Below are 26,902 nucleotides of genomic sequence, written 5' to 3' on the forward strand. Positions count from 1 at the left end.
GCGCACTCCCCGGCGCGACCATCCAGTGGTCAGTTGTAGCGCGCGGTGTTGCGCGGCACGTTGGCGCGGATCACGCCGAGCGGATCGTCGGTGATGATGCTGGTGAAGCCGGCGGTGACCTGCGCGCGGAAGTCCGGGCGGTCGTCGGCGGTCTCGTTGCCGAAGTACTTGGTTTTCGTCAGGTAGTCGTCCAGCGACGCGCAGCAGGTGCCGTTGCTGCGCACGAAGTGCTGGCCGTCATGGCTGCTCAGGCGGTACTCGGGTACCGGCGAGAACGCACCGATCGCCTGCTTCTGCGCCTGGTTCGCGGCCAGCAGTTCGGCAGTCGGGTCGCCGCGGCGCGGCTGCTTGTTGCCGATTTCCAGCCAGGCGTACCCGCTCTGCTTGCGCACTTCGGCGATCCAGGCGCTGACCCGGCACTGCGGCGTATTGGGCGCGGTGAAGCCGCACAGGCCGACGTAGTTGTCGGCGATCCTGTCCATGTCGCCCGCATAGACGGTCGGGGCGAACGGCACGCCCTTGGTGAAGCGGGTGATGTCGCTGGGCGTCCTCGGCAGCAGCGAGGCGCTGAACTTCAGCACCACCTGGTTCTGCATCTTGAACGCATTGACCTGGTCTGCCGCGCGCGACACCGCGTCCAGCGACTTCAGGTCCAGCACCACCACCATGTGGTTGGCATAGTGGCTCACCGCGTCCAGTGCGATGCCCAGCGAGGCCGGATGGTCGTTGGTCTTGGCGAAGTTCTTGTCGCGCAGGTACATGTTGATCAGATCATGGCTGCTCAGGGTGCTGATGTCCGGATTCCAGCCCGACGGATTGGCGGCCGGCTGGAAGATGTTGAAGCCGGGGTTGTGGTCGATGACGCGGCCGGCGTTCTGGTCGTGGAACAGCCAGAGGACGCCGTCGGACGCCTGCTTGACGTCCAGTTCGATCGCTTCGATGTTCTCGTTGTAGGTATCGAGGATCGAGCAGGTGGAGTTCTCCGCGCAGCCGTTGCCGACCAGCCCGCGATGGGAGATCACCACGACGTCGGCGTGGTTCCCCTGGTAGGGATTCTTCATCACGTTGAGGATGTGTTCCGGGTTCCAGTTGCTGGCGGCCGACGCCATGCCGGACAACGCAGCCAGCGACGCGCAGGCCAGCGCCAGGGCGAGAACCTTGGCGGGTTTCTTGGGCAGTTTCATGTGCTCTCTTCCGTTCGGGGTTGATGGAATGAAGTGAAGCAGGCGCAGCGCGCTGCAAGCGACGGACGCATGGGCGTCGTCCTCTGCAGTGCAATGCTCGAAGCGACGGGCATCGTCCTGGCGTTGCTGCCACCCGTCTGAAACCGGACTCCTGGCGACGCCGCACGTGGTCATCGCGCGGCGTCGCCGGGATTTGGACCGAGGCCGGCTACCGTGGCGTGTCCGTGCCGTGCAGGTAGCGTTGCAATGCCAACGGTTCGTCGGTTTGGATCATGCTGACGCCATGCTTGCGCAGCCCGCCCCAGACCGCGGCCGGATCGCGCAGTGCGCGCTGGTCGGTGTAGTTGGCCGACAGCCGCATCGGCCTGCCGCTGGCGATATCGTTGGTCATGGTGTTGACGAACAGGCGCGTGTGCGGCGCCAGTTCGCGTTGCGCGATGTCCAGCACCGCCGGGTCGTCGAACATCAACTGCACCACCGCCGGCCGCAACGCGGCGGCGCGGCGCAGGGCCTGCTCGGGCGGCAGCGTCGATTCGCGCTGCAGGTAGAGCGCCTGCACCGCGATGTCGGCCTTGCGCGCGCGCTGCAGTACCGTCGCCGGCACGTCCAGCGGCACGTTGAGCAGCACGTCGCGTTGTGCGCCGGCCGCTTCCACCGCGTCGATCACCTGGTCCAGCGCTGCGGCCTTGACGTCCAGGTTCACCAGCACCTTGCCGCGGGCGATGGCCAGCGCCTGCGCCAGCGTCGGCGGATGCCGCGCGGTGAGCGTGCTGCCGCGGCCGCCACCCTGGCTGCGCACGCGCAAGGCGGCGATCTGCGCTGCGTCCAGATCGGCCACCGTGCCGTGTCCGTCGGTGGTGCGGTCCACGGTCTCATCGTGCATCAGCACCAGCGCACCGTCGCGGGTGGTGCGCACGTCGATCTCGACCATGTCCACGCCGCGCGCGATGCACGCGGCGATGCCGTCCAGCGTGTTCTCCGAGGCGAACGTCCAGCAGGCGCGGTGCGACACCACCAGCGCCGGCCCGTGTGGGTCGCGCAGGCGCTCGGGCAGGCTCGGCGTCGCCGCCAGGGCCAGCATCGGCAGCGACAGCGCTGCGCTCATCAGCAGTCTCCGGCAGCGCATGCTCACCACCTCCAGGTCAGCGACGCGTTGTAGTTGCGGCCGAAGATCGGCCGCGCGTAGATCGCGTCGGCGGTGCCCTGGCCGGACAGCGTGTCCACGCGCGCATTGCCTTCGGTCAGGCCGAGCGCATTGCTGATGTTGGCGGCGTGCAGTTGCAGCTCCAGGTGCGCGCTCAGCCGCGCGAACAGGCCCAGATCGTAGGTGGTGTAGGCGGGCAGGGCGGTGGCGTTGGTGTAGTCCACATAGCGCTGGCCCATGCGATAGGCGGTGGCCGACAGTTCGACCGGTCGGCCATCGATGTCGAAGTACAGGGTCGGGCTGAGCGAGGCCATGAACTTCGGGATGCGCGAGATCTGCTTGCCGTCCAGGTCGCCGTAGCTGAGTCCGGTGGTCGCGTTGCTCAGGCCGCGCGTCTGCGGATCCTGCAGCGTCGCCGAGCCGGTGATGCCGAACAGCGGCGACGGCCGCCAGGTGAACTCCGACTCCAGGCCCAGGGTGCGGGTCTTGCCGACCAGCGCCAGGTTCTGCACCGCCCCTGTGCCGTCGAGCACGATGGCGCTGATCGACAGGTCGTTGAAGCGGCTCCAGAAGCCGACCGTGGAGAACGAGAAGGTGTCGCCGAAGCTGCCGCGCAGGCCGACCTCGGCCTGGTCGATGTCGGTGACGTCCGCGTTCTGGGTCTGGTAGACGTTCTGCAGCCGCGGCAGGCGCTGCGACTGGGTGTAGCGGGCGAACGTCTGCAACTGCGGGGTGAGCGCGAACTCGGCACCGAGCGTCCACTGTGTGGCGTGGCGATGATCGGTGCGCGGACTGAACGCGCCGCTGAGGCCGCCGACGTTGTCGTCGGCCAGCGTGGTCGGATCGCCGAGATTGCGCGTGGTGTTGGCGTACACGCCGCCGTTGGCGTTGTAGCGGGTGTAGCGCACGCCCGCATCCAGGCCGAGGCGGCCGAAGCGCACCGAATCCCACAGGTACGGCGACAGGTAGGTGGCGTTGGCGAAGCCGCTGGTGACGCCGTTGCCGTAGCGCACGAAACCGTTCTGGGTGACCGAGCCGACCACGTTGCCGGCGGCATCGTAGGCCAGCACGTCCAGCCGCTGCGCGTTGTTCTGCAGCGTGGTCAGCACGGTGTTCTGCAGCCGGTCCTGGCGGAATTCGACGTGCTGCACGTTGAGGTCGGCGGTCAGCGTGTGCTGGCCGAGCGCCGTGTCGTCGAAGGCCTTGCTCAGGCGCAGGTCGTCGGACAGCGTGCGCAGATGGGTGCGCGCATTCCACAGGCCGCTCTCCAGCACCAGGCCGTCGGCCGCTGCCGGATCGTAGGTGGCGCCGTTGCGGGTGGTGACGTAGCCGACCCGCGCCACCCGCGCGCCGAAGCCACTGCGCGCGCGGCCGAGCTGGGTGCTGAGGTAGGCGTTGGCGTCGTAGGGCGCGGCGCCGGAGAACAGTGCGGTGTAGTCCACCTCCGCATCGACGAAGCGCATGCGGTTGTTGAGGGTCAGACCGTCGCCCAGATCCCATTCCAGGTGCGTGCCGAGTTGCTTGACCTTGGTATGGATGCCGTCGGCCAGGTCAAGATTGCGCGTCAGCGGTGTAGTGCCGTCGAAGGTCAGTGCGGTGGTATGGCGCAGGTCGTTGGACAGCAATGTGCCATCCAGCGGATCGATCAGCGCCGACAGCGATTGCGACGGATTGCGCGGGTCGGCCAGCGGGATCGGGTTGTAGAAAGCGGTGCGGTCGTTGAGGTACTTGGCGTCGACGTCGAGCACCGCGTCGCCCATCAGGAAGGTCAGGTTGCCGCGCAGCTGGCCGCCCTGGTCGGCGGTGTAGCCGGTGCGGCGCAGCCCGTCGTCGCTGCGGTGGTAGCCGCCGATGCTGTACAGCACGTTCTCGCTGAGCGGGCCGGAACTGTAGGCGTCCTCGCGGCGCAGGCCGTCGCTGCCCACGGTCATGCGCACCGCGCCCTCGGGCGTGGCGGTGCCGTGGCGGGTGATGGCATTGACCGTACCGCCCGGCGCATTGGTCGCGAACAAGGGCGAGGTACCGCCGCGCACCACTTCCAGGCGCTCGGTCATCATGTCCAGCGCGAACAGGGTGTCGACGTTGAAGAAGCTTTCCTGCGGCTCGTCGAACAGGGTCAGGCCGTCTTCCTGGTATTGCACGTAGTACCAGCCGCCCGCCGGCAGGCCGCGTACGTACAGGTTCTGGCCGCCGCCCTGGCCGCCGGAGGGTTCGGCGGAGAAGCCGGGGACCGCCCGCAGCATGTCCACGCTGCTGCTCGGGATGCTGCGCTCCAGGCGTTCCTTGGACACCACGCTGATCGCGAACGGCGCGTCCTTCTGCGATTGGCCCTGCGGGGTGCCGGTGACCACGATCTGGTCCAGCGTGGTGGTGGCGTCGGCCGGCGGCGCGGGCGCGTCCTCGGCGTGGACGGCAGTGGCGCTGCCGAGGATGGACGCGAGCGCGAGTGCCAGCAGGCTCGGGTGCGGATGAACGGTACGCATGAAGACCCCCAGTAAAAGAATGTGGGGGTAATACTATTTACCATGTATGAAACTTCGATGTCCACGTGCTAGGTTGTTGCGGTTCGTGCATCCATCACGCTTTGCGCCCGCCTATGCCGCATCCCGATTTCCCGCCGCGCGTCAGCGCCGGCGGCCGCCAATTGCTCGACCGTGTGTTCAAGACCGGGGTGCAGACCCAGGCGGCGCTGAGCCGCGACCTGGATCTGTCGCAGCCCACCGTGGCGCGCCTGCTGCAGGGGTTCGTGCAGGACCGCATGGTCCAGCTCAGCGCCCGTGCCGCCGAGGGCCGCGGCAATCCCAGCGTCGACGTGCGGCTGGCGCCGGACTACGCCTATGCCTTCGGCATCGGCCTGATGGGCGACGTGGTGGCGCTGGCCCTGGTGGATTTCGCCGGCACCGTGCGCGGCCAGCGCCGCATCGGCCTGGCCGACATGCGCCGCGCGCCGGTGCTGGCGCAGTTGCAGCGATTCCGTGCCGAACTGCTGTCCGAGAGCGGGGTGGACCCGGCGCGGGTGGTCGGCACCGGCATGGCGATTTCGGCGTTCTTCACCGGGCAGGGCCGGCAGATGGCCGGGCCGCCTGCGCTGGAGGACTGGACCCAGGTGGACCTGGTGCCGATCCTGGAAGAGGCCATGGGCGGCGCGGTCACGCTGGAAAACGACGGCGCGGCGGCGGCGGTGGCCGAGAGTCTGTACGGGGTCGGCCGCGACTGCCGCGACTTCGTCTACCTGCACCTGACCAACGGCTTCGGCGGCGGCATCATCGCCGATGGCCGGCTGTTCCGCGGCCACCGCGGCAACGCCGGCGAGTTCGGTGGCATCTGGACCGTCGGCGGCATGGCCTATCCGAACCTGGACGCGCTGCTGTCCCTGGTGCGCGCCGCCGGCCAGGACTACGCCGGGGTCGAGCAGATGCTCGGCGCGATCGACGCGCACACGCCCGGCGTGGACGCCTGGCTGGACATGGCCGAGGCGCCGTTCTCGCAGTTGTGCGCCTACCTGGCCTACGCGCTGGATCCGCAGGCGATCGTGATCGGCGGGCGACTGCCGGCCGCGATCGCGCAGCGCCTGATCGAGCGTATCCGCATCCCGCGAGCGCCCAACCGCCACGGCCTGGCGCCGCCGCTACCGCAGTTGTGCATCGCGCGCACCGTCGGCGACGCGGTGACCCTGGGCGCGGCGTTGATGCCGCTGCAGCAGGCGTTTTTCGCCTGAGGCATGCAGCGGCGGGCGGAGTACGTCGCGCCGCGCTGCGGATGCTGCGGGCCAGACGCTCGCCCGCGGTGCATCGCGGCGGCGTCGACCGTGCGCCGCGGTCTCAGCTGCTGCCCACGTTCGCCGCCAGGCCGGCGCCGACCGGAAGCGATCGGCCGCGCCCGGTGAGCCATGCCAGCAGCAGGCACAACGCCCCACACAGCAGCGGGCCGGCTGCCATCGCCCAGCACAGCAGCAGGCAATGCCCGTCGCGGTAGGACAGCGCGTCCAGCAGCAGGCCGATCAGCACCACGCCGGCGGCCAGCGCGACCTGCGCGGCCGCGGTCAGCGCGGCGAAGCAGAGCGCGTGCTCGGCGACCGCGCGGGTCGCGGTGCACTGCGCATGCCAGGCCCACACCAGTTGCCCGCCGCTGCCGCCGATGGCGCCGATGCAGGCGGCCGCGGCCAGGCTCAGCAGTGGTTGCGCCGGCAACGCCAGGGCGAACAGCGGGGCACACAGCAGCAGGGCGCCGCCGAGCCAGGCCAGCCGCTGTGTCGGCGTGCGCTGCCGGCCCCAGCGCGCGGCCAGCGGTTGCACCAGCACCGTGCCGAGCGCGTAGGCGATCAGGACCGCACTGCCCCAGCCGGGCGAGAGCAGGCCGTAGGCGGCCACGTACGGGGCGAGCTTGGTGAACGCGGGCAGGGTCAGCGAGATCGCCGCGATCAGCGCCAGCGGCTGCCAGGGAATCGCGCGCCAGGAGGGCGCCCGGTCGCTTGCGGTCACGGCCTTGGCGTCGGCGGGTAGCGGATGGACGCAGGCGCGGCCCAGCACCCGCTGCAACTGCCAGGCGCACAGCATCGCCACCGCTGCCAGCACCGCGCTGGCCTGCAGCGCCAGGCTGCTACCTTCGGTGCCCCGCGCCAGCACCGCGCCGACCACGCTGCTGATCAGCAGCGCCGCGGCGCCGCTGCCGGCCAGGCGCAGCGCGCTGGCGCCATCGTGGCCGCGCCAGGGCCACTGCGCCAGGCTCAGCAAGGTGTTCTGGGCCACGTCGCAGGCGGCGTAGGCCAGCCGGAACAGCAGGCTCACCGCCAGCACGTAGCCCAGCCGCCACGGCGGCGGCAGCAAGGGCGCGGCGAACACCAGCAGCAGCGCCAGCGCCGCGGCCGCCAGGCCGTGCCATTGCAGGCGCCCGGCGCTGCGCACGTCGCGCAGGCGCCGGCGCAGGCCCCAGCCGGCACCCAGGCCGATCGCGGCGCTGAGCAGCAGGCCCAGCGCCAGCACCAGACCGGCCGCGATCGCGCGCAGGCCGGCGTGTTCGGTCAGCGAATAGATCAGCAGCAGTTCGCCGGCGTACCACAGCAGGCTCTTGCCGAAATGTGCGCCGGCGTATGCCGCCAGCGCCGCCTGCGGCAGACGGGGGAGAGCGGACAGGGGCGAGGAGCGCGGCATGCCCAGGCTTATAGCCGCACGATGCGACAGCACCAAGTCCGCTCCCTTGGCCGGCGGCCTCCCGGCTGCCGGCGCGGGCCGTGCCTACAGCTGTGCCGCCAGCCGGCTGCCCTGGGCGATGGCGCGCTTGGCGTCCAGTTCGGCGGCGACGTCGGCGCCGCCGATCAGGTGCGGACTGCGACCGGCGGCCTGCAGCGCCGCATGCAGGTCGCGGCGCGGTTCCTGGCCGGCGCAGACCACCACGGTACCGACCGGCAACACTTGCTCGGCGCCGTCCACGCGGATGCGCAGGCCGCTGTCGTCCACGCCCAGGTATTCGACCCCGCCGAGCATGGTCACGCCCTTGGCCTTGAGCGTGGCGCGATGGATCCAGCCGGTGGTCTTGCCCAGCCGCGCCCCGGGCCGGCCCGGGCTGCGCTGCAGCAGCCACACGCTGCGCGCCGGCGGTTCCGGGCGCGGCTTGCACAGCGCGCCGCGGCCTTCGAACTGCGGGTCCACGCCCCATTCGGCCATCCACCGCGCCGGGTCCAGTGCGGTCGATTCACCGGCGTGCACCAGGAACTCGCCGACATCGAAGCCGATGCCGCCGGCGCCGATGATCGCCACCTTGTCCGCCGCCTGCACCCGGCCCTGCAGCACGTCCAGATAGCTGACCACGCTGGGATGGTCGGCGCCGGGGAAATCCACCGTGCGCGGCACGATGCCGGTCGCCAGCACCACCTCGTCGAAGTCGGCCAGCAGCGCCGCATCGGCGGTGGTCTGCAGGCGCAGCTCCACGCCGGTGGCGTCGAGTTGGTGGCGGAAGTAGCGCAGCGTCTCGTGGAATTCCTCCTTGCCGGGAATCCGCTTGGCCACGTTGAACTGACCGCCGATCTCTCTGGCGCTGTCGAACAGGACGACGCGGTGGCCGCGCTGTGCGGCCACAGTGGCGCAGGCCAGCCCGGCCGGGCCGGCGCCGACCACGGCGATGCGCTTGGGCGCGCGCGTCGGCAGGTAGTTCAGTTCGGTCTCGGCGGCCGCGCGCGGATTGACCAGGCAACTGGCGGTCTTGTTCTCGAACACATGGTCCAGGCAGGCCTGGTTGCAGGCGATGCAGGTGTTGATCGCCTGCGCCTGGCCGCGCTGCGCCTTGTTCGCCCATTCCGGGTCGGCCAGCAGCGGCCGCGCCAGCGACACCATGTCGGCGCCGCCGCCGGCGAGGATGCGCTCGGCCACGTCGGGCATGTTGATGCGGTTGGTGGCGATCAGCGGCAGCCGTACGTGCGGCTTGAGTTTGGCGGTCACCGCCGCGAATGCTGCGCGCGGCACCGAGGTGGCGATGGTCGGCACGCGTGCTTCGTGCCAGCCGATGCCGGAATTGATGAGGGTCGCGCCAGCGGCCTCGATCGCCTGCGCCTGCAGCACGATCTCCTGCCAGTCGCTGCCGTCCTCGACCAGGTCCACCAGCGACAGCCGATAGACGATGATGAAATCCGGCCCGCAGGCGGCGCGGATGCGGCGCACGATCTCCACCGCGAAGCGCATGCGCCTGGCGGCGTCGCCACCCCAGGCATCGCTGCGGCGGTTGCTGCGCGGGGCGATGAACTCGTTGATCAGATAGCCTTCCGAGCCCATCACCTCGACGCCGTCGTAGCCGGCCTCGCGGGCGAGCCTGGCGGCGTGTGCATAGGCATCGATCTGGCGTTCGACGCCGCGTGCCGACAGCGCGCGCGGGGTGAACGGATTGATCGGCGCCTTCAGCTTCGACGGCGCCACCGACAAGGGGTGATAGGCGTAGCGCCCGGCGTGCAGCAGCTGCAGGCAGATCTTGGCGCCGTGCGCGTGCACCGCGGCGGTCACCTGCCGGTGCGGGCGCACTTCCCAGGGCCAGGACAGCTTGCCGCCGAACGGTTTCAGCCAGCCGACCACGTTCGGGGCGAAGCCGCCGGTGACGATCAGGCCGACGCCGCCGGCGGCGCGCTCGGCGAAGTACGCGGCCAGCTTGGGAAAGTCGCGGGCGCGGTCCTCCAGGCCGGTGTGCATGGACCCCATCAGGATGCGGTTGCGCAACTGGGTGAAGCCCAGGTCCAGCGGGGCGAACAGGTGCGGGTAGGCGGCGGGGGTGGGGTCGGGCTGGCCGGGGGCGGGCGACATGGCGTGGATACGCAGGCGTACGGAAGGGCGCAGGGTGCCGTGAAACCTGGCTGGCGGCAAGAGGGGCGTTGCTTTTGCGTAGACCTAAACGTTGCCTTGGTCCTGGTGCTTGGACTTCTGAAGCTTGGAGCTAAGAGCTTCGAAGCAAGAGCAACAGCTTCCGCTGGCGCGGGTCACTTTTCTTTGCTTGTGCAAAGAAAAGTGACCAAAAGAAAGCACACCCCGCGGCGCGCCCTCCGCGCTGCGCGCTCCGGGTCCGCAGCCACGACGGGCATTTTTCGACGGCACATCCCTGTGCCGGCGAAAAACGACGCGCATCCTGCGCGTCGCCCTTCGGGTATTCGCCCGCCGTGGCTGCCGCGCCGAGGGGACCCGATAGATCAAAAGCACAGCAACAGCACAAGCAACAGCGGGAGCAGGAGCAGGAGCGGTTACGTCGGCTGGGCGATCGCGCGAATGTTTCGATCGCTGCGCCGCCCGCTCAGCCCCAGCCGACCAGGGCCAGTTTGCCGATGGTGCTGCCCGACTCCAGGCGGCGGTGTGCCTCGCGCAGGGTGGTGGCGTTGATCGGGCTCAGCGTCTCGGTCAGGGTGGTGCGCAGTTCGCCCGCGTCCACCAGGCTGGCGGTGCGCGCCAGGATGCGGTGCTGCTCGATCATGTCCTCGGTGCGGAACCGGGCGCGCGCGAACATCATTTCCCAGTGGATGCCGATGCACTTGGCCTTGTACGGGTCGCCGATGTGCAGCGGACCGCTCGGCTCGACGATCAGGCCGACGTGGCCCTGCGGCGCCAGCAGCTCGCCCAGCGCCTGCCAGTAGCGGTCGGTGTCGGCCAGGTTCAACGCGGCGTCCACCTGGTCGATGCCCAGCGCCTGCAACTGCGGCGCCAGTTCCTGGCGATGGTCGATCACGTGGTGTGCGCCGAGTTGCAGGCACCAGTCGCGGGTCTGCGGCCGCGAGGCGGTGGCGATCACCTCGAAGCCGGCATGCCGCGCCAGCTGGATCGCGATCGAGCCGACTCCGCCGGCGCCGCCGATTACCAGCAGGCGGCGGCCGCGGTTGCGCGCGTCGTCGAAGTCGAACGGCATGCGCTGGAACAGCAGTTCCCAGGCGGTCAGCGTGGTCAGCGGCAGCGCCGCGGCCTGGGCGAAGTCCAGCGTGGCCGGCTTGCGCGCCACGATGCGCGCATCCACCAGTTGGTACTGCGCGTTGCTGCCGGCACGGGTGATGTCGCCGGCGTAGTAGACCTCGTCGCCCGGCTCGAAGCCGTCGACCTCGGGCCCGACCGCCTCGACCACGCCGGCGGCGTCGTAGCCCAGCACCTTGGGCTGGGCGTCGCGCGATGCGTTACCGCGGACCTTCGTGTCCACCGGATTGACCGATACCGCCTCCACCCGCACCAGCAGGTCGTGGCCGCCGGGCGCGGGCGGCGTCGGCAGGTCAAGGTCGTGCAGCGACTGCGGATCGTCGATCGGCAGGGGATGGAGGGTGGCGACCGCTTTCATGGAGGCTCCTGGGCGTGAGGGAAAGGAGGGCACGGCCGCGGCTCAGACCGGCCGCGGGTTGCGCTCGGCGAAGCCGCGCTGGTGCCAGGACGGATACGCCGGGACCGCGGCGCTGGCCGCATCCAGCTGTTGCACGTGGGCGGCATCGAGGGTCCAGCCGACCGCCCCCAGATTCTGCCGCAACTGTTCCTCGGTCCGTGCGCCGATGATCACGCTGCTGACCGTCGGCCGCTGCAACAGCCAGTTCAGCGCGATCTGCGGCACGCTTTTGCCTGTCTCCGCGGCGATGGTCTCCAGTGCGTCGAGGACACGGTACAGGCGCTCTTCCTCCACCGGCGGGCCGGCCTCGGTGACCGCCTTGTCGTGCAGGCGGCTGCTCTCCGGCAGCGGCTGGCCGCGGCGCAGCTTGCCGGTCAGCCGGCCCCAGCCCAGCGGGCTCCACACCAGCGCACCCACGCCCTGGTCCAGGCCCAGCGGCATCAGTTCCTCCTCGTAATCGCGGCCGATCAGCGAGTAATAGGCCTGGTGCGCGACATAGCGCGACCAGCCGTGGCGGTCGGACACCGCCAGCGACTTCATCAATTGCCAGCCGGAGAAGTTGGACACGCCCAGGTAGCGGAGCTTGCCGGCACGCACCAGGTCGTCGAGCGTGGACAGGGTTTCCTCCACCGGCGTGTGCGCGTCGAAGCCGTGCAGTTGGAACAAGTCGAGGTAGTCGGTGCCCAGGCGGGACAGCGCCGCCTCCACTGCGCGGATCAAATGGAAGCGCGAGGAGCCGACGCTGTTGGGCACGGCGCGGTCGAAGCGGAAGCCGGCCTTGGTCGAGAGCAGCACCTGGTCGCGGCGGCCCTTGATCGCCGCGCCCAGTACCGATTCGGCGGCGCCGCCGGAGTAGACGTCGGCGCTGTCGAACAGGGTGACGCCGGCCTCCAGGCAGATGTCGATCAGGCGCCGCGCCTGATGCACGTCCGAATTGCCCCAGGTGGCGAAGAACGGATCGGTGCCGGCGAAGGTGCCGGTGCCGAAGCTGAGCACGGGGACCTTGAAGCCGGATGCGCCGAGATGACGGTATTCCATGGAGAACTCCTGATGAGGGAAGGGGGAGGGGATGTGAGGAACGGCGTCAGCGCGCCGCGGCGTCGGTGTCGACGGCGTCGGTCGCAGCGGAGGTGGAAGCGGCTGCGGGGTCGCCGAGCAACTGCGCGGCGGCCTCGGCGATGGCCGCGTAGCCGGCGTCGCCGGGATGCAGGTGGTCGCCCGAGTCGAATTCCGGCCGCATCCGCGCCGGATGCGCGGGGTCGCGCAGCAGCGCATCGAGATCCAGGATCGCGTCGAAGCCGTTGCCGGCGCGCAGCCAGGCATTGACCTGCTGGCGCACGGCCTCCTTCTGTGGGCTGTAGTAGCCGGGGATCGGCGAATCCGGCAGGGCACCTTCGAACGGGGTGAGGGTGGCGCCGATCACCCGCAGCCCGCGCGCCTGCGCGCGCTGCAACAGTTGCCGGTAGCCGGCGATCAGCTCTTCGGCCGGCACCGGCGCATCGTCCGGCGCGAACGGCGTGCCGTACCAACTGATGTCGTTGATGCCCATCAACAGGATCAGGGTGTGCACGCCGGGCTGCGCCAGCACGTCGCGGTCCAGCCGCGCCAGCGCGTTGCGGCCCATGCGGTCGCGCAGCACGCGGCCGCCGGAGATGCCGGCGTTGAGCACCGCCACCCGCTGCGCCGCCAGTCGCGTGGCCAACTGGTCCGGCCAGCGCCGGTCCTGCCCCGGCGTCGAGGCGGCGCCGTCGGTGATCGAGTCGCCCAGCGCCACCACCGCGCCGACGGCATCGGCGCGGCGCACCTGGACGCCGCTGACGAACAGCCGCACCGGCAGCGCCGTCGCGTCGGCCAGGCTGGCGTCGGCGGTGCGCTCGCCCTCGGCCAGCCATGCGCTCTGCAGGCCTTCCCAGTGGAAGGTGGACGGCGCGGTCGGCTGCGGCAGGTACAGGCTGATGCTGAGCCGGGCCAGGTCCGGCACGCTCAGCGCCACCGGGTCGCTGAGCACCGGCGCGCCCGGCGGCACGGTCACCTCGGTCTTGCCGCCGAAGCGCAGCGGCCGCTGCGAACCCGGCACGATTGCCGCGCCGTCGCCGGCCAGCGCCAGCGACGCGGCGCCGATGTGCAGCGGCGTGTCGCCATAGGCGTTGCTCAACTCCACCCGCACCTCGTTGCCGCCCAGGCTGACCCGCGCCACCTGGCGCACGGTCTGCCGCCACAGGTGGAACGGCGTCTGCGTCGGGAACGGGAAGTCGGCGCTCCACAGCGGCTGCGGGCTGGCCTGCCAGGTCGCGACCCAGTCGCGCGGTGCGGCGTCGGCCGGCAGTGCGCGTGTGCCCAGCAGCGCCGCAGCCAGCGCGGCCGTCGCCAGCGGCCGGCTCATGCCGCACCGCCGGCGGCGCAACCCGCGCCGTGATTGGGGGCGGGCGCTGCGCTGGCCGGCGACAGCCGCAGCGCGCCCAGCGCCACCGCCAGTCCGGCCAGGGTCAGCAGTGCCGCCACCCACGGCAGTTGCGACAGGCTACCGCCATGGCCGAGCACCAGACCGCCGAGCCAGGCGCCCAGCGCGTTGCCCAAATTGAACGCGCCGATGTTCAGGCTCGAGGCCAGGTGCCGGCCGGCCTCGCCGGCCTTGCCCAGCACCCACACCTGCAGCGGCGCCACCGTGGCGAACGCGGCCACGCCCAGCAGCCCGATGCCCAGCGCCATCGCCGGCGGCGAGGGCAGGGCGAGGGTCAGCGCCGCCAGCACCACCGCGAGCACGCCCAGGCTCAGCGGCAGCGCCTGCCGCGGGCGGCGGTCGGCCAGGCGTCCGCCCAGCACGTTGCCGACGATCATGCCTACGCCGAACACCAGCAACAGCGGCGACACCGCGCTTTCGGACACCCCGGTGACCTGGGTCAGCAGCGGCTGCACATAGGTGTACACGGCGAACACGCCGGCATAGCCCAGCACTGTCGTCGCCAATCCCAGCAGCACCGGAGCGCGGCCGACCGCGCGCAGTTCCTCGCGCAGCGGCACGGTCGCCGGCGCGGCGCGGTCGGCCGGCACCAGCGCGGCGATCACCACGGTGGCCAGCGCGCCGATCGCCGCCACCGCCCAGAACGTGGCACGCCAGCCGTAGTGCAGGCCCAGCCAGGCGCCGGCCGGCACCCCGAGCAGGGTGGCGACGGTGAGCCCGGTGAACATGGTCGAGATCGCCGAAGCCTTGCGCTGCGGCGGCACCAGGGTGGTGGCGACCACCGCGCCGACGCCGAAGAAGGTGCCGTGCGCCAGCGAGGTGATCACGCGTGCCGCCATCAGCGCCGCGTAGTTGGGCGCCAGCGCGCAGGCCAGGTTGCCGGCGGTGAACACCAGCATCAGCGCCAGCAGCACGCGCTTGCGCGGCCAACGCCGGCTGGCCACGGTCAGCAGCGGCGCGCCGAGGAACACGCCCAGCGCATAGCCGGAGATCAACAGTCCGGCGGCCGGAACGCTGACCCGCAGGTCGGCGGCGACCTGCAGCAGCAGGCCCATGATCACGAACTCGGTGGTGCCGATGCCGAACGCGCCGGCGGTCAGCGCGTACAGCGCCAGCGGCGTGCGCCCTGCAGCGGGTTGCTGGGGAGGTGGAGCGAGCGAGGCGGCCATACGGCGGCTCCGGAAGTGGCGGGAGGACGGCAGCCTAGGCCTGCACCTCTTCAGCAAAAACAGTAAAAATATTGAACGACTTTCAATGGAATCCACACAATGGACCGGATCGGCGACATCGCCCTGTTCCTGCGCGTGCTCGACCTCGGCTCGATCAGCGCTGCCGCGCGCAGCCTGGACCTGTCGGTGGCGGTGGCCAGCCAGCGGCTGCAACGGCTGGAACGCGCGCTCGGCGTGCGCCTGCTGCACCGGACCACGCGGCGCCTGCACCCGACCCCGGAAGGCCTGCAACTGGCCGAGCAGGGGCGGCCGCTGGTCGAGGACCTGGAATCGCTGGCCGGCGGCCTGCGCCAGGCCGGCGTGGCCGCCGCCGGCACCCTGCGGGTGACGATGTCGGCCGCGTTCGGGCGCCTGTATGTCTCGCCCCTGCTGCCGCGCTTCATGGCCCTGCATCCGCAGGTGCGGCTGAGCGTGCACCTGAGCGACAACGTCGTGGACCTGGTCAGCGAAGGTTTCGACCTGGCGATCCGCATCGGCACCCTGCGCGACTCCAGCCTGGTCGCGCGGCGCCTGGCCGGCAATCGCCGCATGCTCTGCGCCTCCCCCGACTACCTGCGCCGCCACGGCACCCCGGCCACGCCGGCCGACCTGACCGCGCACGCCTGCCTGCTGCTGACCGGCAGCGACGGCCGGCAGGACACCTGGCGGCTGCAGGGACCGGACGGCGAGATCGCGGTCCGCGTGGCTGGGCCGCTGGAGACCAACTTCGGCGAGGTGCTGCGCGACGCCGCGGTCAACGGGCAGGGTATTGCCCTGCATTCTGAATGGCACGTGGCCGAAGACCTGCGACAGGGGCGGCTGCGCCAGGTGCTGGCCGACTACCCGCTGACCGAGACCGGCATCTACGCGGTGATGCCGCAGCGGCGGCTGGTGCCGCCACGGGTGCGGGCCTTCGTCGAGTTCATGCAGGCCGAGCTGGCGGACCCGCCGCCGTGGGCACGGCCGGGGTGAGACCTGGGTCGCCCTGCGGGCCCTTGTCTACGACCGCAAACGGTCATCCGCCTGCCGCATTGCGGGATTTCATCAAGCTGTATAGGGTGTATCCACGGCCTGGCAGCGGCTGGCGTTGACTTTCACATGTTACGTGCTCGTTAACGCCATCTTCACTATGCCGCGCATAATGTGCGCGGCGATGGCGTGCGGAAACGGCCGTCTGGATGTGACGAGACATCTGTACTGAACCATGCCTCTACCGGTTTCTATCTCCCCGAAACAAGGAGTTGTATTAATGAACAAGAAAATTCTCACCGCCGCGTTGCTGGGCGGTCTGGCCGTCGCCCAGGCAGCGTCCGCGCAGGAATTCGACGACCGCTGGTACCTGACCGGTTCGGCTGGTTTCAACTTCCAGGACAAGGACCGCACCACCAACGATGCGCCGTTCGTCACCCTGGGCCTGGGCAAGTTCATCAACCCGAACTGGTCGCTGGACGGTGAGCTGAACTATCAGAACCCGAACTTCGACAAGAACCAGGACCTGAACTGGAGCCAGTACGGCATCTCGTTCGACCTGCGTCGCCACTTCATCCAGGAAGGCCGCGGCTGGAACCCGTACCTGCTGTTCGGCCTGGGCTACCAGCGCTCGGAAGAAGAGTTCGACACCGGCGGTCCGGTCTCCCCGGGCCAGCGCAAGGACGGCAACTTTGCCGCCAAGGCCGGCGTCGGTCTGCAGACCACCTTCGACAAGCGCGTTGCCGTGCGTGCCGAAGTGGCCTACCGCGCTGACTTCGACGACCAGAGCGTTGCCGCTCCGTCGCAGAACTGGTTCGGCGACGTGCTGGCTTCGGTCGGCGTCGTGATCCCGCTGGGCCCGCCGCCGGCTGCCCCGGTCGCCCCGCCGCCGCCGCCGGCCGCTGCGCCGAGCTGCGCCGACCTGGACGACGATGGTGACGGCGTCAACAACTGCGACGACAAGTGCCCGAACTCCCAGCCTGGCCAGACCATCGGTCCGGACGGCTGCCCGGTGCCGGTGTCGATCGACCTGAAGGGCGTCAACTTCGACTTCAACAAGGCGAACCTGCGTCCGGACGCCGTGGCGATCCTGGGCGAGGCCACCGAGATCCTGAAGCGTTACCCCGACCTGCGCGTCGAGGTTGCCGGTCACACCGACTCGAAGGGTACCGAAGCCTACAACCAGAAGCTGTCCGAGCGTCGCGCCCGCGTCGTGTACGACTACCTGACCAAGAACGGCGTGGACGCTTCGCGTCTGGTCGGTCCGATCGGCTACGGCGAGAGCCGTCCGATTGCCCCGAACACCAACCCGGATGGTTCGGACAATCCGGAAGGCCGTGCGAAGAACCGTCGTACCGAGCTGAACGTCCAGAACTAATCGGACGCTTCCAGTCTCAAGCAAAGCCCGGCCTCGTGCCGGGCTTTGTTTTTGTGGGGTAAGGCATGCGTTGCGCTGTCCTCGCCTGATCGTCGTAGAGCGGCTTCAGCCGCGACAGACGTTCCCGGGAATGCCTATCGCGGCTAAAGCCGCCCCTACGCGGAGGCCGGGCGCCGCCCCTCGCTCGCGACGCGTTCAAGCTGAACTTTTTCAGCAATCCCAATTATTTAGCGCATGTAGTGCCGGTAACAGTTGAAAGCACGCCGGGGCCTGCCTACACTCGCTCGTCGAACCGCCTGAATGGAAAAAAACCGATGCTGCGTATCGTGACGGCCAGCCTGCTCGCGCTTGCCCTGATTCCTGCGGCCCACGCCGCACCGGATTGCTCCGGCGATCTGCTGCCCAAGCCGCTGGCGCTGCCGGCCACGGTCGCTGCGCCGGTCGCTTCGGAACTGTTCAGCCGCAACGTGCAGCTGGGCATGCCCAGCGGCGTGCTGACCCAGTCCTACAGCAGCGACCAGTCGCTGGACCGCGTGCTGCTGCGGCTGCGCGCCGAAGGCTGCCAGAGCCTGGCCAACGCCACCCCGGGCGCGGTGAAGCCGAACGACCCGGCTGCCTACAAGCCGGCCACCGCCTTCGACAACACCCCCTGGCGGTTCGACATGAGCCAGAACGGCAAGCGCATGACCGCCGAGGAGTTCGACGCCTGGATGAAGGCGCGCGGCGTGCGCGTGGTCAAGGCGCGTCCGGCCCCGGCACCGGCTGCCGCCGAGGCGCCGGCACCGGCTCCGGCCGAGGCCAACAAGCAGTAAGTCCGGTGCGCGGCCGCCTGCGGCCGCGCCCGTCGACGCCGTGCGAGGGGTGAAGCCGCCGCGTTCCCGCCGTCCGGCGTCCTCCCCGGCGCCGCCCGCGCGTCCGCGCCTGCCTGCGCGCGGCGCCGCGCCCGCCGCGCCGCGGCACGGCCTGGCCCGCACCCTGTCCAAGCTGGGCCTGTGCTCGCGCACCGAAGCCGCGCGCTGGATTGCCGCCGGCCGCGTCGCCGTCGACGGGCGCATCGTCACCGATCCCGAGTTCCCGATCCTGCAGGGCCGCCACCGGCTGGCCGTGGACGGCGCGCCGCTGGCCGACACCGCGCGCCTGTACCTGATGCTCAACAAGCCGCGTGGGTTGGTCACCAGCGCGCAGGACGAACGCGGCCGCGATACCGTCTACCGCTGTTTCGACGGCGCCGGCCTGCCCTGGCTGGCGCCGGTTGGACGCCTGGACAAGGCCAGCGAGGGCCTGCTGCTGTTCAGCAACGACCCGCAATGGGCGGCGCGGGTCACCGATCCGGTCAGCGGTCCGGACAAGACCTATCACGTGCAGGTGGATGCGATCCCCGACGCGGCGCTACTGGCGCGGATGTGTGCCGGCGTGATTGCCGAGGGCGAAGCGTTGCGGGCCAAGCAGGTGCGCCTGCTGCGCCAGGGCGAACGCCATGCCTGGCTGGAAGTGGTGCTGGACGAAGGCCGCAACCGGCAGATCCGGCGGCTGCTCGCCGCGCTGGGCCTGGACGTGCTGCGGCTGGTGCGGGTGGCGATCGGCGAGCTGGCGCTGGGCGAGTTGGGCAAGGGCGCATGGCGCGAACTCAGCGCCGCCGAAGTCACGGCGTTGGCGCCGGCGGCGGACGCCAGCGCGCCAGCCGCGCGCTGAGCAGGGCGGCGACCACCTCACGGGCGCGCGCGTCCTGCGGCCCGCGTGCATCGTGGTGGCGGCCCTTGGCGTGATTGCAGCCGGCACAGGCCAGCGCCAGGTTGCGCGCATCGTTGGGGTCGTCGCCGACCTGGGCGCACAGCGCCGCTGCCGCGCGGCGGCCGAACCATGCCTGCGGTACCACGTGCTCGAGCGAGCAGTGGCCCAGCGGCTCGCCGTCGCCGCGCAGATCCAGCCGCCGCCGGCAATGCAGGCAGCGGCTGTGCCAACCGCCGGCCGCCGGCTGCGCCTGGGCGTCGGTCTGCGCCGCCAGCAACAGCCGTTGGCGCAGCGCGGCGCGCATCTCAGACGGTGATGACGCCCAGTTCGCGGCCGATGCGGGTGAACGCGTCGATCGCCCGGTCCAGGTGTTCACGCGTATGCGCGGCGCTGATCTGGGTGCGGATCCGCGCCTGGCCCTTGGGCACCACCGGGAAGAAGAAACCGATGGCGTAGATGCCTTCCTCCAGCAGCCGTTCGGCGAAGCGCTGCGCCAGCGGCGCGTCGTACAGCATCACCGGGCAGATCGGATGGGTGCCGGGCTTGATGTCGAACCCGGCGGCGGCCATGCGCTCGCGGAAGTAGGCGGTGTTCTCGACCAGCCGCGCGCGCAGGTCGCCGGCGGCGTCGAGCATCGCGAAGGCCTTGATTCCGGCAGCGACCACGTGCGGCGGCAGCGAGTTGGAGAACAGGTAGGGCCGCGAGCGCTGGCGCAGCAGTTCGATCACCTCGCGGCGGCCGGTGGTGAAGCCGCCCAGCGCACCGCCCATGGCCTTGCCCAGGGTGCCGGTGAAGATGTCGATCCGGTCCAGCACGCCCTTGACCTCGGCCGAGCCGCGGCCGCTGGCGCCGAGGAAGCCGGTGGCATGGCATTCGTCGATGTGCACCAGCGCGTCGTACTGCTTCGCCAGCGCGGTGATCTCGTCCAGCGGGGCGATGAAGCCGTCCATCGAGAACACGCCGTCGCTGGTGATCAGCTTGGTCTTGCAGCCGGCGGCGTCGGCCGCCTGCAGCTGCGCTTCCAGGTCGGCCATGTCGCAGTTGGCGTAGCGGAAGCGCTTGGCCTTGCACAGGCGCACGCCGTCGATGATCGAGGCGTGGTTGAGCGCGTCGGAGATGATCGCGTCGTGCTCGCCCAGCAGCGGTTCGAACAGGCCGCCGTTGGCGTCGAAGCAGGCGGCGTAGAGGATGGTGTCCTCGGTGCCGAAGAACGCGGCGATCTGCGCCTCCAGTTGCTTGTGCAGGTCCTGGGTGCCGCAGATGAAGCGCACCGAGGCCATGCCGAAACCGTGCGTGTCCAGCGCGTCCTTGGCCGCCTGGATCAGGTCGGGATGATCGGCCAGGCCCAAGTAGTTGTTGGCGCAGAAGTTGAGTACGCGGCGGCCGTCGGCGAGGACGATTTCCGCCGCCTGCGGGCCGACGATGATACGCTCGGACTTGAACAGGCCCTGGGCGCGGATCGCGTCCAGTTCCTCGGCGTAGTGCTGGGTGAGGCGGGAGTCGGTCATGACGGGCACGCGCGGCGGAAAGAAGTGGCGATTTTACCGCGGTGCCCGCAGGCGTCGGTGTCGTCATGCGCAAATGGCATGAGCCGCTGCCGGGAAGTCATTTCACCCGTCGCCTGCCGCTGCGCAGCATGCGTCATGGTCCGCGGCGGGCATTGGCCGCGGCGTTTACCTGTGGGTTTCCCGGAGAACCGTCCATGTCCAGCCTTCCGTCGCGCCGCTGGCGCCCGCTCCTCGCGCTCGCGTTGTGCGTGCTCGCCGGGGCCGCGGCCGCCGCCGAGACGCAACTGCTCAACGTCTCCTACGATCCCACCCGCGAGCTGTACCGGGACTACAACGCCGCCTTCGCCAAGCACTGGGCGCAACTGCATCCCGGCGAGCAGGTCGCGGTGGAGACCTCGCACGGCGGCTCCGGCAAGCAGGCGCGCGCGGTGATCGACGGGGTCGAGGCCGACGTGGTGACGCTGGCGCTGGCCTACGACGTCGATGCGATCGCCGCCAAGAGCAAGCTGATCGACGCGAACTGGGCCACGCGCCTGCCCGACAACAGCGCGCCGTACACCTCGACCATCGTGTTCCTGGTGCGCAAGGGCAATCCCAAGGGCATCAAGGACTGGCCGGACCTGCTGCGCAGCGGCGTGTCGGTGATCACCCCCAATCCCAAGACCTCCGGCGGCGCGCGCTGGAACTACCTGGCCGCCTGGGCCTACGCCGACCACATCTTCAAGGGCGATCGCGAACGCATCCTCAACTACATGCGCGCGCTGTTCCGCAACGTGCCGGTGCTGGACACCGGCGCGCGCGGCGCCACCACCACCTTCGTCCAGCGCGGTATCGGCGACGTGCTGCTGGCCTGGGAGAACGAGGCGTTCCTGGCGCAGCAGGAACTGGGCCAGGACAAGTTCGAGATCGTGGTGCCGAAGCTGTCGATCCTGGCCGAGCCGTCGGTGGCGCTGGTCGACAAGAACGTGGACAAGCACGGCACCCGCGCGGTCGCCGAGGAGTACCTGAAGTACCTGTACTCGCCGGAAGGACAGAAGATTGCGGCCAGGCACTATTACCGGCCGCGCCATCCCGAGTACGCCGATCGCGCCGATCTGGCGCGGCTGCCGAAGGTGCGCCTGGTGACCATCGATCAGGCGTTCGGCTCCTGGGCAAAGGCGCAGGCCACGCACTTCGACGACGGCGGCCTGTTCGACCAGATCCAGGCGAGCAAGTGACGCGATGGCCGTGACCGCCGCTGCCGTTGCCCGCGCACCGCGCCAGCGCCGGGTCATGCCGGGGCTCGGGCTGAGCCTGGGCATCACGTTGACCTGGCTGGGGCTGGTGGTGCTGATCCCCTTGCTCGCGGTGCTGCTCAAGACCAGTGGGCTGGGTTGGGAAGGCGTGTGGCGGGTGTGGAGCGAGCCGCGGGTGCTGGCGGCGTTGCGCCTGAGCTTCGGTACCGCGCTGGCCGCGGCCGCGTTCAATGCGGTGATGGGCACCTGGGTGGCCTGGGTGTTCGTGCGCTATCGCTTTCCCGGCAAGCGCCTGTTCGACGCGATGATCGACCTGCCGTTCGCGCTGCCGACGGCGGTGGCCGGCATCGCCCTGACCGCGCTGTACGGCAGCAACGGCTGGATCGGCCGGTGGCTGGAGCAGCCGGCGCAGGCGCTGGCGGCCAGCCTGCCGGTGCTGGCCTGGTGGTGGCCGCGGCTGTCACTGTTGCTGGCGTTGTCGGCCACCGGTTACGCGCTGCTGCGGCGCGGCCAGGCGCTGCTGCCGGCACCGCTGCGCGCACTGCAGCGCCTGTTCGGCACGGTCGCGGTGCTCAGCCTGGTCGCGCTGGGCGTGGGTGGCCTGCTGATCGGCTATGCCGGGCTGATGCACGGCAGCGGCGCAGGCGGGATCAAGGTCGCCTACACGCCGCTGGGCATCGTCGTGGCGCTGGTGTTCGTGGGGCTGCCGTTCGTGGTGCGGATCGTGCAGCCGGTGCTGGCCGAGGCCGAGCGCGAGCTGGAGGAGGCGGCGGCCACGCTCGGTGCCGGGCGCTGGCAGACCGTGCGCCGGGTGCTGCTGCCGACGCTGTGGCCGGCGGTGCTGACCGGGTTCGCGCTGGCGTTCGCGCGCGGCGTCGGCGAGTACGGCTCGGTGATCTTCATCGCCGGCAACCTGCCCAACGCCACCGAGATCGCGCCGTTGCTGATCACCATCCGCCTGGAAGAATTCGACTACGGCGGCGCCAGTGCGATCGCCGCGGCGATGCTGCTGTTGTCGCTGCTGTCGCTGTTGCTGGTCAACGCGGCGCAGGCCTGGTTCGCGCGGCGCGGCAGGGCGGTGGCGTGATGGCGTCGGTGGTGGCCGCGCTGGCGGCACGCGGCCCCGGGCAGGCCGATGCAGCCTCCATTCCGGTGCACGCCCAGGCCTCGGTGGTGGACGAACCGCGCTGGGTGCGGCGCTTGCTGATCGGCGGCGCGCTCGGCTTCCTGCTGGCGTTCCTGCTGCTGCCCTTGCTGCTGGTGTTCGTCGAGGCGCTGCGCGGCGGCGTCGGCGTGTTCTGGCGTGCGATCTCCGATCCGGACGCGCTGGCGGCGATTCGCCTGACCCTGCTGGTGGCGGCGATCGTGGTGCCGTTGAACCTGGTGTTCGGCGTGGCCGCGGCCTGGGCGGTCAGCAAGCATCGCTTTCCCGGCAAGCGCCTGCTGGTGAGTCTGATCGATCTGCCGTTCTCGGTGTCGCCGGTGGTCGCCGGCCTGCTGTTCATCCTGATCTTCGGCCGCAACGGCTGGGCCTGGCCGTTGATCGACGAGGGCGTGCGCCTGCACCTGCCGCTGTTCGGCGAGGTCCTGCTGCACCTGCCGCGGATCGTGTTCGCGCTGCCGGGCATCGTGCTCGCGACCACCTTCGTCACCTTCCCGTTCATCGCCCGCGAGCTGATGCCGCTGATGGAGCAGCAGGGCGACGACGAGGAACTGGCGGCGCTGAGCCTGGGCGCCAGCGGCTGGCAGACCTTCTGCCGGGTGACCTTGCCGAACATCCGCTGGGGCCTGCTGTACGGCGTGCTGCTGTGCAGTGCGCGGGCGATGGGCGAGTTCGGCGCGGTGTCGGTGGTGTCCGGGCATATCCGCGGGCGTACCAACACGCTGCCGCTGCATGTGGAGATCCTCTACAACGAGTACGCCTACAGCGCGGCTTTCGCCTGCGCCAGCCTGCTGGCGCTGACCGCGCTGCTGACGCTCGCCGTGAAGTCCTGGCTGCACTGGCGCCACGGCGCGGCGCTGGCCGCCACTCACCGACATTGAGGTTGCAATGAGCATCCGCGTACAGCACCTGGGCAAGCGCTTCGGCGACTTCGCCGCGCTCGACGACATCAGCCTGGACATCCGCCAGGGCGAACTGCTGGCGTTGCTGGGGCCGTCCGGCTCCGGCAAGACCACGCTGCTGCGGGTGATCGCCGGACTCGAACATGCCGATCGCGGACGCGTGCTGATCCACGGCGAGGATGCCACCGCGCTGTCGGTGCAGGCGCGCCGGGTCGGCTTCGTGTTCCAGCACTACGCCTTGTTCAAGCACATGAGCGTGTACGAGAACGTCGCCTTCGGTCTGCGCGTGCGCCGCGAGGCGCGCTGGAGCGAGGCGCGTATCCGCGCGCGGGTGCAGGAGCTGCTGGCGCTGGTGCAGTTGCACGACCTGGAGCGGCGCTACCCGGCGCAACTGTCCGGCGGCCAGCGCCAGCGCGTGGCGCTGGCGCGCGCGCTGGCGATCGAGCCGCGCGTGCTGCTGCTCGACGAACCGTTCGGCGCGCTCGACGCGCAGGTCCGCCGCGACCTGCGGCGCTGGTTGCGGGAGCTGCACGAACGTACCGGCCTGACCACGGTATTCGTCACCCACGACCAGGAAGAGGCGCTGGAGCTGGCCGACCGCGTGGCGATCCTCCACCGCGGGTGGATCGAGCAGGTCGGCAGCCCGGCACAGGTCTACGAGCAGCCGGCCTCGCCCTTCGTGTATGGATTCGTGGGCGCGGTGAACCGGCTGTCGGCGCGCCTGCACGACGGGGCGGTGCAGGTCGGCGGGCTGGCCTTGCCGGCGCCGTCGACGCCGCTGTCCAGCGGTCCGGTCGAGCTGTACGTGCGGCCGGAAGACCTGGCACCGGGCAGCGAGGGCTGGGCGGCGACGGTGCTGTCGATCCAGCGCAGCGGCCCGCGCCTGCGCCTGCGTGCGCAACTGGCGCATGGCCACGACGAGGTGGAGGTGGAACTGCCGGCGGGCGAGGGCGCATCCGACTATGCGCCGGGCCAGCCGCTGCACCTGCGTGCGCGCCGCTACGGCGTCTTCGCCCGGCCCGATTGAGGCGCCATTGCGCCACCTTCAGCGGCTGCTGACACGCCTGCGTGCCGGTGCCATGGCGGTTGTCCGCTCGGTCGCGGCCTGACCGCCAGGCCGTCGGCCGCCCCGCCTGTCTGGCAGGCCCTTGACCGCGATCGGCGGGCCGGGGATGTCCGCGCCTGACTCCGGACCGACGGCTGTGTGTCCGGTCATGTCGCGCAGCGGACGAAAAGTTGTTGCACTGCAAGATCAAAGCGGTTAAAAAACCGTGAAGGCGCCGCTGCGCCAGCGCTGCAACCCCATCCCTCGTCAACAGCAGGAGAATGACCGGTGAACAAGACCACTCTCGCCCTGGCCGTCGCACTGGCCGCTTCGCCGCTCACCGTCCTGGCCCAGGACGCGCCCACCTCGCCGATCACCGGCTCCTACGGCGTGGTCAGCGACTACGTGTTCCGTGGCGTCTCCCAGACCGACAAGGGTCCGGCGTTCCAGGCCGGCCTCACCTACACCTCGCCGTTCGGCCTGTACGTGGGCGCCTGGGGTTCCAACGTCGATTTCGGCGCGGGCGATCCGGATTGGGAAACGGACGGCTTCGTCGGCTACAACGTCGATTTCTCGCCGGACTGGAACTTCGACGTGATGGTCAACCGCTACGGTTACCCGGGCGCCGGCCGGTTGAACTACAACGAACTGATCACCAAGACCAAGTTCCTCAAGACCTACACCCTGACCGTGGCGTACACCGACAACGTGTACAACCTGGACAAGGACAGCTTCTACTACGCGCTGGACGGAAACTGGTCGCTGCCGCAGGGCTTCAGCGTCGGCGCGCACGTCGGCCGCACCACCTACGAAAGCGCGCTGACCGCGTACCAGGACTACACCGACTACAACGTCAGCGTGGGCAAGATGGTCGGCCCGCTGGCGTTGAGCGTGGGCTACTACGACACCGACAACAAGGGCCCGGAGAACTTCACCGAGCGCCTGGCCGGTCACCGCGTGGTGGTCTCGGGCACGATCGCGTTCTGATCGGATTGCCGCGGTGTAACGACGAAGGGCGCCGCAAGGCGCCCTTCGTGTTTTCCGGCGCTGCCGCGTTGCCGCGGCGCGCGCATTACCAGCTCAGCACGACCTTGCCGGCCTTGCCTTCTTCCATCAGGTCGAAGCCCTTCTGGAATTCGTCGATGGTCAGCTGGTGGGTCAGGACCTTGCCCAGCGGGAAGCCGGACAGCACCAGTTGGGTCATCTTGTACCAGGTCTCGTACATCTTGCGGCCGTAGATGCCCTGCACGGTCAGGCCCTTGAAGATGATCTTGTCCCAGTCGCAGCCGGCGCCGCGCGGCATGATGCCGAGCATGGCGATCTTGCCGCCGTGGTACATGCAGTCGAGCATGTCGTTGAACGCGCGCGGATTGCCGCTCATCTCCAGGCCCACGTCGAAGCCTTCCATGTGCAGGTCGGCCATCACGTCCTTGAGCGAGGTGTTGGCGACGTTGACCACGCGGGTCGCGCCCATGTCCGCGGCCAGCTTCAGGCGGAAGTCGTTGACGTCGGTGACCACCACGTTGCGTGCGCCGATGTGCTTGCAGATGCCCGCGGCAATGATGCCGATCGGGCCGGCGCCGGTGATCAGCACGTCCTCGCCGATCACGTCGAATTCCAGCGCGCAGTGCGCGGCGTTGCCGTAGGGGTCGAAGAACGCGGCCAGCTCGGACGGGATCTGGTCGGGGATCGGCCACAGGTTGGAGGCCGGCATCACCATGTATTCGGCGAAGGCGCCGTTGACGTTGACGCCGATGCCCACCGTGTTCGGGCACAGGTGCGGGCGCCCGCCGCGGCAGTTGCGGCAGTGGCCGCAGACGATGTGGCCTTCGGCCGAGACGCGCTGGCCGACCTCGTAGCCGGTGACCGCCGAGCCGAGCTGGGCGATGCGGCCGACGAATTCGTGGCCGATGGTCAGGCCGGGCTTGATGGTGCGCTGGCTCCACTCGTCCCACAGATAGATGTGCAGGTCGGTGCCGCAGATCGCGGTCTTTTCCAGCTTGATCAGCACCTCGTTGGGGCCGGGGACCGGCACCGGCACCTGTTCCAGCCAGATGCCCTTGGCGGCCTCGCGCTTGACCAGCGCCTTCATTGTTTGCGCCATGTCGGTGCAGATTCGATGGGAAGAGGGCGCGCAGTATAAGCGCCC

General features: G+C 70.1%; 22 protein-coding genes. 10 read left to right on the plus strand and 12 right to left on the minus strand.

The features are described from left to right. Window positions 1–29: 29 nt before the first annotated feature. The 3 genes from PG878_RS04485 to PG878_RS04495 all read right to left on the minus strand — a co-directional run bounded on the left by PG878_RS04485 (window position 30) and on the right by PG878_RS04495 (window position 4,811). Window positions 30–1,184, minus strand: a complete 1,155-nt coding sequence (locus tag PG878_RS04485; RefSeq protein WP_209031960.1) for a glycerophosphodiester phosphodiesterase family protein — start codon at window positions 1,182–1,184, stop codon at window positions 30–32. Between the two features lie 208 nt (window positions 1,185–1,392). Then, a complete protein-coding gene (locus PG878_RS04490) occupies window positions 1,393–2,289 on the minus strand; it encodes a glycerophosphodiester phosphodiesterase family protein (RefSeq protein WP_209031961.1) in 897 nt (298 codons plus the stop codon). A 23-nt stretch (window positions 2,290–2,312) separates the two neighbouring features. After that, window positions 2,313–4,811: a TonB-dependent receptor gene (locus PG878_RS04495; protein ID WP_209031962.1), complete on the minus strand. Its 2,499-nt coding sequence runs from the start codon at window positions 4,809–4,811 to the stop codon at window positions 2,313–2,315. 113 nt (window positions 4,812–4,924) lie between these two features. Between PG878_RS04495 and PG878_RS04500 the strand changes: the two genes are divergently transcribed. Next, entirely contained in the window at window positions 4,925–6,046 is a 1,122-nt protein-coding gene (locus PG878_RS04500; RefSeq protein WP_209031963.1) for an ROK family protein, read from the plus strand. Between the two features lie 103 nt (window positions 6,047–6,149). On the opposite strand, the gene PG878_RS04505 is transcribed toward PG878_RS04500, so the two are convergent. The 6 genes from PG878_RS04505 to PG878_RS04530 form a co-directional block, all read right to left on the minus strand. After that, a complete protein-coding gene (locus PG878_RS04505) occupies window positions 6,150–7,478 on the minus strand; it encodes an MFS transporter (RefSeq protein WP_209031964.1) in 1,329 nt (442 codons plus the stop codon). A gap of 84 nt (window positions 7,479–7,562) precedes the next feature. Then, window positions 7,563–9,611, minus strand: a complete 2,049-nt coding sequence (locus PG878_RS04510; RefSeq protein ID WP_209031965.1) for an NADPH-dependent 2,4-dienoyl-CoA reductase — start codon at window positions 9,609–9,611, stop codon at window positions 7,563–7,565. Between the two features lie 481 nt (window positions 9,612–10,092). Next, window positions 10,093–11,115 (minus strand): zinc-binding alcohol dehydrogenase family protein, encoded by a 1,023-nt coding sequence (locus PG878_RS04515; protein WP_209031966.1) that lies wholly within the window; start codon window positions 11,113–11,115, stop codon window positions 10,093–10,095. 42 nt (window positions 11,116–11,157) lie between these two features. Then, window positions 11,158–12,192: an aldo/keto reductase gene (locus PG878_RS04520; protein WP_209031967.1), complete on the minus strand. Its 1,035-nt coding sequence runs from the start codon at window positions 12,190–12,192 to the stop codon at window positions 11,158–11,160. 46 nt (window positions 12,193–12,238) lie between these two features. After that, window positions 12,239–13,537 (minus strand): SGNH/GDSL hydrolase family protein, encoded by a 1,299-nt coding sequence (locus tag PG878_RS04525; RefSeq protein WP_209031968.1) that lies wholly within the window; start codon window positions 13,535–13,537, stop codon window positions 12,239–12,241. Further along, complete coding sequence (locus tag PG878_RS04530) at window positions 13,534–14,784, minus strand: MFS transporter (RefSeq protein ID WP_209031969.1); 1,251 nt, start codon at window positions 14,782–14,784, stop codon at window positions 13,534–13,536. Before PG878_RS04530 ends, PG878_RS04525 begins: the two co-directional genes overlap by 4 nt. Window positions 14,785–14,883: 99 nt before the next feature. Between PG878_RS04530 and PG878_RS04535 the strand changes: the two genes are divergently transcribed. The 4 genes from PG878_RS04535 (at window position 14,884) to PG878_RS04550 (ending at window position 18,862) form a co-directional block, all read left to right on the plus strand. Then, on the plus strand, window positions 14,884–15,795 hold the full coding sequence (locus PG878_RS04535) for a LysR family transcriptional regulator (protein ID WP_209031970.1): 912 nt from the start codon (window positions 14,884–14,886) through the stop codon (window positions 15,793–15,795). Between the two features lie 277 nt (window positions 15,796–16,072). Next, on the plus strand, window positions 16,073–17,170 hold the full coding sequence (locus PG878_RS04540) for an OmpA family protein (protein ID WP_160966123.1): 1,098 nt from the start codon (window positions 16,073–16,075) through the stop codon (window positions 17,168–17,170). A gap of 314 nt (window positions 17,171–17,484) precedes the next feature. Beyond that, entirely contained in the window at window positions 17,485–17,982 is a 498-nt protein-coding gene (locus tag PG878_RS04545; RefSeq protein WP_019801306.1) for a hypothetical protein, read from the plus strand. A 49-nt stretch (window positions 17,983–18,031) separates the two neighbouring features. Then, entirely contained in the window at window positions 18,032–18,862 is an 831-nt protein-coding gene (locus PG878_RS04550) for a pseudouridine synthase (RefSeq protein WP_425611761.1), read from the plus strand. On the opposite strand, the gene PG878_RS04555 is transcribed toward PG878_RS04550, so the two are convergent. Beyond that, window positions 18,813–19,205 carry an HNH endonuclease gene (locus tag PG878_RS04555; RefSeq protein WP_209031972.1) on the minus strand — a complete coding sequence of 131 codons (393 nt, stop codon included), beginning with the start codon at window positions 19,203–19,205 and terminating at the stop codon, window positions 18,813–18,815. The two genes, PG878_RS04550 and PG878_RS04555, sit on opposite strands and share 50 nt — an antisense overlap. A 1-nt stretch (window position 19,206) precedes the next feature. Next, window positions 19,207–20,409 carry a glycine C-acetyltransferase gene (gene kbl / locus PG878_RS04560; protein WP_209031973.1) on the minus strand — a complete coding sequence of 401 codons (1,203 nt, stop codon included), beginning with the start codon at window positions 20,407–20,409 and terminating at the stop codon, window positions 19,207–19,209. Between the two features lie 194 nt (window positions 20,410–20,603). Here kbl and PG878_RS04565 point away from each other — a divergent pair, with 194 nt between their 5' ends. The 5 genes from PG878_RS04565 (at window position 20,604) to PG878_RS04585 (ending at window position 25,740) form a co-directional block, all read left to right on the plus strand. After that, entirely contained in the window at window positions 20,604–21,626 is a 1,023-nt protein-coding gene (locus PG878_RS04565; protein ID WP_244672685.1) for a sulfate ABC transporter substrate-binding protein, read from the plus strand. 10 nt (window positions 21,627–21,636) lie between these two features. Further along, window positions 21,637–22,731, plus strand: coding sequence for an ABC transporter permease subunit (locus PG878_RS04570; RefSeq protein WP_311186022.1), 1,095 nt, complete (start codon window positions 21,637–21,639; stop codon window positions 22,729–22,731). Then, window positions 22,731–23,687 (plus strand): sulfate ABC transporter permease subunit CysW, encoded by a 957-nt coding sequence (gene cysW, locus PG878_RS04575; protein WP_244672686.1) that lies wholly within the window; start codon window positions 22,731–22,733, stop codon window positions 23,685–23,687. The genes PG878_RS04570 and cysW overlap by 1 nt, the downstream gene beginning before the upstream one ends. Before the next feature lie 7 nt (window positions 23,688–23,694). Continuing rightward, window positions 23,695–24,735 (plus strand): sulfate/molybdate ABC transporter ATP-binding protein, encoded by a 1,041-nt coding sequence (locus tag PG878_RS04580; RefSeq protein WP_209031975.1) that lies wholly within the window; start codon window positions 23,695–23,697, stop codon window positions 24,733–24,735. A gap of 306 nt (window positions 24,736–25,041) precedes the next feature. Continuing rightward, on the plus strand, window positions 25,042–25,740 hold the full coding sequence (locus tag PG878_RS04585) for a TorF family putative porin (RefSeq protein WP_010341358.1): 699 nt from the start codon (window positions 25,042–25,044) through the stop codon (window positions 25,738–25,740). Window positions 25,741–25,825: 85 nt separating this feature from the next. Here the strand turns inward: PG878_RS04585 and tdh are convergent, their stop codons facing one another. Beyond that, on the minus strand, window positions 25,826–26,857 hold the full coding sequence (gene tdh / locus PG878_RS04590) for an L-threonine 3-dehydrogenase (protein WP_026144006.1): 1,032 nt from the start codon (window positions 26,855–26,857) through the stop codon (window positions 25,826–25,828). Between the last annotated feature and the right edge of the window lie 45 nt (window positions 26,858–26,902).

This window comes from Xanthomonas hawaiiensis (assembly GCF_031834635.1).
GTDB lineage: Bacteria > Pseudomonadota > Gammaproteobacteria > Xanthomonadales > Xanthomonadaceae > Xanthomonas_A > Xanthomonas_A sacchari.

Excerpts from the sequence above, each read along its gene's own strand:
- PG878_RS04485 (WP_209031960.1), bottom strand. The coding sequence starts at position 1,184 with ATGAAACTGCCCAAGAAACCCGCCAAGGTTCTCGCCCTGGCGCTGGCC.
- PG878_RS04490 (WP_209031961.1), bottom strand. The coding sequence starts at position 2,289 with ATGAGCGCAGCGCTGTCGCTGCCGATGCTGGCCCTGGCGGCGACGCCG.
- PG878_RS04495 (WP_209031962.1), bottom strand. The coding sequence starts at position 4,811 with ATGCGTACCGTTCATCCGCACCCGAGCCTGCTGGCACTCGCGCTCGCG.
- PG878_RS04500 (WP_209031963.1), top strand. The coding sequence starts at position 4,925 with ATGCCGCATCCCGATTTCCCGCCGCGCGTCAGCGCCGGCGGCCGCCAA.
- PG878_RS04505 (WP_209031964.1), bottom strand. The coding sequence starts at position 7,478 with ATGCCGCGCTCCTCGCCCCTGTCCGCTCTCCCCCGTCTGCCGCAGGCG.
- PG878_RS04510 (WP_209031965.1), bottom strand. The coding sequence starts at position 9,611 with ATGTCGCCCGCCCCCGGCCAGCCCGACCCCACCCCCGCCGCCTACCCG.
- PG878_RS04515 (WP_209031966.1), bottom strand. The coding sequence starts at position 11,115 with ATGAAAGCGGTCGCCACCCTCCATCCCCTGCCGATCGACGATCCGCAG.
- PG878_RS04520 (WP_209031967.1), bottom strand. The coding sequence starts at position 12,192 with ATGGAATACCGTCATCTCGGCGCATCCGGCTTCAAGGTCCCCGTGCTC.
- PG878_RS04525 (WP_209031968.1), bottom strand. The coding sequence starts at position 13,537 with ATGAGCCGGCCGCTGGCGACGGCCGCGCTGGCTGCGGCGCTGCTGGGC.
- PG878_RS04530 (WP_209031969.1), bottom strand. The coding sequence starts at position 14,784 with ATGGCCGCCTCGCTCGCTCCACCTCCCCAGCAACCCGCTGCAGGGCGC.
- PG878_RS04535 (WP_209031970.1), top strand. The coding sequence starts at position 14,884 with ATGGACCGGATCGGCGACATCGCCCTGTTCCTGCGCGTGCTCGACCTC.
- PG878_RS04540 (WP_160966123.1), top strand. The coding sequence starts at position 16,073 with ATGAACAAGAAAATTCTCACCGCCGCGTTGCTGGGCGGTCTGGCCGTC.
- PG878_RS04545 (WP_019801306.1), top strand. The coding sequence starts at position 17,485 with ATGCTGCGTATCGTGACGGCCAGCCTGCTCGCGCTTGCCCTGATTCCT.
- PG878_RS04555 (WP_209031972.1), bottom strand. The coding sequence starts at position 19,205 with ATGCGCGCCGCGCTGCGCCAACGGCTGTTGCTGGCGGCGCAGACCGAC.
- kbl (WP_209031973.1), bottom strand. The coding sequence starts at position 20,409 with ATGACCGACTCCCGCCTCACCCAGCACTACGCCGAGGAACTGGACGCG.
- PG878_RS04565 (WP_244672685.1), top strand. The coding sequence starts at position 20,604 with ATGTCCAGCCTTCCGTCGCGCCGCTGGCGCCCGCTCCTCGCGCTCGCG.
- cysW (WP_244672686.1), top strand. The coding sequence starts at position 22,731 with ATGGCGTCGGTGGTGGCCGCGCTGGCGGCACGCGGCCCCGGGCAGGCC.
- PG878_RS04580 (WP_209031975.1), top strand. The coding sequence starts at position 23,695 with ATGAGCATCCGCGTACAGCACCTGGGCAAGCGCTTCGGCGACTTCGCC.
- tdh (WP_026144006.1), bottom strand. The coding sequence starts at position 26,857 with ATGGCGCAAACAATGAAGGCGCTGGTCAAGCGCGAGGCCGCCAAGGGC.